The sequence below is a fragment of the Pseudoalteromonas phenolica genome (genome assembly GCF_005886345.1).
GTDB lineage: Bacteria > Pseudomonadota > Gammaproteobacteria > Enterobacterales > Alteromonadaceae > Pseudoalteromonas > Pseudoalteromonas phenolica_A.
Genome location: NZ_PNEC01000077.1, coordinates 1 through 4,430, shown reverse-complemented (window position 1 = coordinate 4,430; position 4,430 = coordinate 1). Strand labels below are relative to the sequence as shown.

Below are 4,430 nucleotides of genomic sequence, written 5' to 3'. Positions count from 1 at the left end.
AGCTTAGCGTTATGCGTCATTTCAATAAACTGAATCTAAATCGGTTTTTGCCTCAAGCCTTTTCTTCAAATCAGCTTTTAGGTACAGTGGTGCAATCAAGTTTTAAGTTGGTCTTGGCTTTTCGTATTTCAATTTAAGCTGTGACCAGAAAGGTCATTCACCAGTCGAACGCTTCTTTGCAATTTTGGGTTTGGTGAGTGTTTTTTAATTTTAAGTTTGGCTTATTGGTGCAGGCGCAAGCGCTTTCAATTTTGAGTGTCAACGCATAACAAGGTCGTCAACGCGGACAAAAAACTGTTGGCTGTTACGCTTCGCTTCACATTTTAGCCAACAATTTTTTGCCGGTTACAACGGCGTTAGGCATACGGAATATGAATCGAGTTAAATTTTACATTCTTGTAACCCTTCTTCTATCAACAGTTGGGTGTAAATCAACACCAGAGAAAGAAGATGAGGGTCTTGCTCTAAGAAAATCAACGCCAATCCAATTGTTTATGGGAACATGTGTTGTTGGTCGCCAAAGTTCAAAGGCTCTAGAGCAATTAGCCAACAGAGAAGGTTTCGTAATTGCACCTGAGCAAATTGCTCAAAATTACCTAAAAGGTAACGCAGGCAAAGCTTGGCACTTGAATAATGATGATGGTGATTTCGGGCTTGTATTACTCGAAAATAGACTTTGTTCTGTGTTTATACACCAAGGTGAGCCAAAAACAATTCAAGCTAGTATGGAAGCTTGGTTACCACCAAAAAACAGCGGGTTTACTTATAAAAAAGAGTTAGTTTCTCAATCAGGTAGCCTAACTACAACTTCATATACTCTGTATCAAGGTAACAATTTTCTAGAGCAATGGGTAATAACAGTAAATAATGCTAAACCCAGTAACTTAGTTGCGATAATGTCATACAGAGGCGCCTAGTATGCCTAACAATTTAATTAAACATGGATGCAAAACAGCAGGCTTGCGCTCATTCTTCGCTTAGTTTAGCCTGCTATTTTCCGCCGTTTATTAAGGCGTTAGGTATATATGAAAGACTTGTTGTCATTTCTAGTTGGGGCGTTTGTATACTATGTTTCTTTTCATGGTTCTATCGGTGTGCTCTATGACGCAATTGAAGTTTTAACTAGCTCACAGGAAGCAAGAAATGCTTTTATAGCGAGTGAAAATTTTGATGATATTGCAGCTTTCAGTAGTTTCGCCATTCCCAGCATGATAACAGCAACATTCTTAGCTCTACTAAACAAGAGTTGGCCTATTTGGTTGGGTATTTCCGTTTGCTCTGTATACACTGTCACTCTTTACTTTGTTTTGGCCGGTTTATTTTTTGATGGGGTGGCTCTAAGGGTTTCAGACTACTTAGGACCCCTGATTGTTCTACCAATAACATGGTTATGTTTTAAGCTTGTGCGTAAATATACCTAACAAGTTAATTAAACTATGGACGCAAAACAGTAGGCTTGCGCTCCTTCGTCGCTTATTTTAGCCTACTATTTTTCGCCGTTTATTAAGGCGTTATGTTTACGAGGAATATATGAGAAAGGTTATTGGAGTCACAATTTTGAGCATTATGCTTTCAGCATGTGCATCGACCTCAGAAACTCCACGAGGGTGGCTGAACTCTGATAAATCGGCAGTAACTGATGAAGCTAAATTTAGTTTAGCTATGAAGAAATGCGATTTTATTCGAGCTGAAAGGTCTGTAATTGTAGAAACTACGGGTGAAAATTATCAAGCATATGCAAAAGCACGACAGTGCATGGAAAATGAAGGTTATTTGAAGAAAAAGTAAACATAACAAGGCGCTAAACTAGGACAAAATTAAATAATCTCGTCGCTTCGCTCGATTTTAGCTTATTTAATTTTGCCTGTTAGCTAAGCGTTAGGTGTAAAAGATGGGTCGTAAATTACTAACCAAGGAAGAGTATGACGAAACTCTTTCACCAAAAATGATTAACGTGACAGAAACTGCAGATGAAATCGTTGATCTCTGGGGTTACGCAGATCCAGTTATAGAATCTGAGTACCATAATTGCTCTGCATGGGATTGGAAGGTCAATCATATTTACGAGACGCAAAATGGCTTGTATCAGCATATCGGTATAGCTGTACCTATAGATGACACTTATCTTGTTGTAATCGCAAACATAAAAGAGAAAGAAATTATCGGGCACTACATACTAGATTTAGGGGCGTTGTATCGTGGTGGGAAATAATCACCTAACAAGTGGCGTCAACATCGCCCAAGGGAAAAACCCCCCTTGGGCTGGACTCGCTTTGCTGCGCGCCGCTCGCCGTTGCGCCAGGCGTTATGCGTCACTTTAAATCGCTGTCTTTAATGCAGTTTTTACTTCAAGCCTTTTCTTCAAATCAGCTTTTAGGTACAGTGGCGTAAATAAGTTTTAAGTTGGTCTTAGCTTTTTCGTTTTTCAATTTAAGCTGTGACCAGAAAGGTCATTCACCAGTCGAATGCTTCTTTTCAATTTTTGGTTTGGTGGGTGTTTTTTAATTTTTAGTTTGGCTTATTAGTGCAGGCGCAAGCGCTTTGAAAGTGGTGTGTCAACGCATAACAAGGCGCTAAACTAGGACAAAATTAAATAAGCTCGTCGCTTCGCTCGATTTTGGCTTACTTAATTTTGCCTGTTAGCTAAGCGTTATAAGTGCTGGCAGTTATTTTAAAAAGAGAGTATTTAATGAAGTTAATATTTGGAATTGCATTATCAGTATTGCTTACCGGCTGTATGAATGTAAACACTATTGAAGCGGTTAAAGCGTCAGGGACAGTTAATGTTGTAGCTAGTAACTCTTCGACTACAGAAGTTGAGGAGGCAATATTCAATTATTTTCAAAAGTGCTACAAATCTAGCTCGGTGAAAATGGATGGTAATAATTACGGTGAAACTTTGAGTGTTTCGAAACAAAAGAAATCAGGAGTAACAGAGATCATTGTTAAAAACATTCTTTACAAAGGGCCTCATCACTTTTTAATCGTTAGCATTGCAAGTGAAAATGGTGCGACAAATATCACATCTTATGCAGCAACGTCCCGAGGTGAATCAGCTTTTGAGAAAATTTCTGAAATTGCAAAGGGCATCTCACCAGATAAATGTCCAGGCAGCATCCTGTAACACGCACTTATAACAATGCAATTATGAGTGGACGCAAAAGCTTGGCTGCGTCACTTCGTTCCTATTGTAGCCAAGTTCTTCTGCGCCCCATATTGTGGCGTTATATGCCAAAGGAAGTGCCGTGAAATACTTTGCTCCCCTGTTTCTAGCTATTCTCTCTTTCAATCTAGTCGCTCAAGTTGAAGAGTGGAATATTAGAGCTGAGATTTTAGGGATGAGATCTCATGATTTTATTTGGTTAAATAATAAAGGTGATTTTCATTGGGCAACTTCAATATTTCATGATCCAATGCCTTGTCACAAGGTATTAAATGAAACAGAGCTTGAAAAAATCAACTCATTGCGCAAAGGATTACCTCGTGTTCTATACGAAAGAGAACCCAGAAATAATCAATGTTTTGATGGGCTGCGCTTCTTTATTCTGTCTTCGAGTTGGTCAAATGAAGGTGAATACTTGGAAGTTGGCAAGAGGTTTCCTGCTTCTAAAAACTGTAGGGTTACAACTATTGATGAGTCATGGGATACTTTGAGTGAGTACTTATATTCGTTAATGTTAGAGAAGTTTGAAACTTGTAGAAATACCCCTTGGAAAGAGGCATATAACAAACCACTGAAGCGGGACTCGTAACAGTTGGCTCGGTTTCGCTTCGCTACACATTTTAGCCAACTATTACTCGCTCCTTAGTGGGGCGTTAGGTATACAAGGGAAGTAAGTGGCAAATTTTAAAACCTTGATGAAAATGCATATATTTTTGGGACTACTTAGTTTCATTTTATTTGGCATTCCAACATTTGGAGCATCAGATAGTTTGACGGAAGCATGTAAATTCTACCTACCAATCGTAACTCTATTTTTTCCACTACTACACTTTTCAATCGCTTATGGTTGTAAGATTAAGTCTGAGTTAGCTCGAGTAATTTCCAGAATTACGGGTATTCTAATGATGCCTTTATTTCCTATTGGCACGGTAATAGGTTTTATCATTTTCGAAAATACTAAAAAGAAATTCGGAGAAAAGTATACCTAACAAGCGCTTTAACCAAAGGACGCAAAACAGCAGGCTTGCGCTCCTTCGTCGCTAATTTTAGCCTGCTATTTTGCGCCGGTTAAGCGAGGCGTTATGCGTCACTTTAAATTGCTGTCTTTAATACGGTTTTTACTTCAAGTCTTTTCTTAAAATCAGCTTTTAGGTACAGTGGCGTCATCAAATTTTAAGTTGGTCTTGGCTTTTCGTTTTTCAATTTAAGCTGTGACCAGAAAGGTCATTCACCAGTAGAACGCTTCTTTGCAATTTTGGGTTTGGTG

The 4,430-nt window shown here is 38.7% G+C and carries 7 protein-coding genes; all 7 read left to right on the top strand.

Going from position 1 to position 4,430, the window contains the following annotated elements:
* The first annotated feature begins 371 nt into the window (after positions 1-371).
* Positions 372-917, top strand: a complete 546-nt coding sequence (locus CWB72_RS19815; RefSeq protein ID WP_138635041.1) for an NMCC_0638 family (lipo)protein — start codon at positions 372-374, stop codon at positions 915-917.
* Positions 918-1,025: 108 nt separating this feature from the next.
* Complete coding sequence (locus tag CWB72_RS19810; RefSeq protein ID WP_138635037.1) at positions 1,026-1,421, top strand: hypothetical protein; 396 nt, start codon at positions 1,026-1,028, stop codon at positions 1,419-1,421.
* Between the two features lie 109 nt (positions 1,422-1,530).
* Positions 1,531-1,788 (top strand): hypothetical protein, encoded by a 258-nt coding sequence (locus CWB72_RS19805; protein WP_138635034.1) that lies wholly within the window; start codon positions 1,531-1,533, stop codon positions 1,786-1,788.
* A gap of 103 nt (positions 1,789-1,891) precedes the next feature.
* Positions 1,892-2,212, top strand: a complete 321-nt coding sequence (locus tag CWB72_RS19800) for a hypothetical protein (protein WP_138635031.1) — start codon at positions 1,892-1,894, stop codon at positions 2,210-2,212.
* 444 nt (positions 2,213-2,656) lie between these two features.
* Positions 2,657-3,124, top strand: coding sequence for a hypothetical protein (locus CWB72_RS19795; protein ID WP_138635028.1), 468 nt, complete (start codon positions 2,657-2,659; stop codon positions 3,122-3,124).
* 121 nt (positions 3,125-3,245) lie between these two features.
* The gene (locus CWB72_RS19790) at positions 3,246-3,752 is read left to right on the top strand and encodes a hypothetical protein (protein ID WP_138635025.1); all 507 of its coding nucleotides are present in this window, start codon (positions 3,246-3,248) and stop codon (positions 3,750-3,752) included.
* A gap of 85 nt (positions 3,753-3,837) precedes the next feature.
* Complete coding sequence (locus CWB72_RS19785; protein WP_138635023.1) at positions 3,838-4,152, top strand: hypothetical protein; 315 nt, start codon at positions 3,838-3,840, stop codon at positions 4,150-4,152.
* Positions 4,153-4,430: the final 278 nt, after the last annotated feature.

Excerpts from the sequence above, each read along its gene's own strand:
- CWB72_RS19815 (WP_138635041.1), top strand. The coding sequence starts at position 372 with ATGAATCGAGTTAAATTTTACATTCTTGTAACCCTTCTTCTATCAACA.
- CWB72_RS19810 (WP_138635037.1), top strand. The coding sequence starts at position 1,026 with ATGAAAGACTTGTTGTCATTTCTAGTTGGGGCGTTTGTATACTATGTT.
- CWB72_RS19805 (WP_138635034.1), top strand. The coding sequence starts at position 1,531 with ATGAGAAAGGTTATTGGAGTCACAATTTTGAGCATTATGCTTTCAGCA.
- CWB72_RS19800 (WP_138635031.1), top strand. The coding sequence starts at position 1,892 with ATGGGTCGTAAATTACTAACCAAGGAAGAGTATGACGAAACTCTTTCA.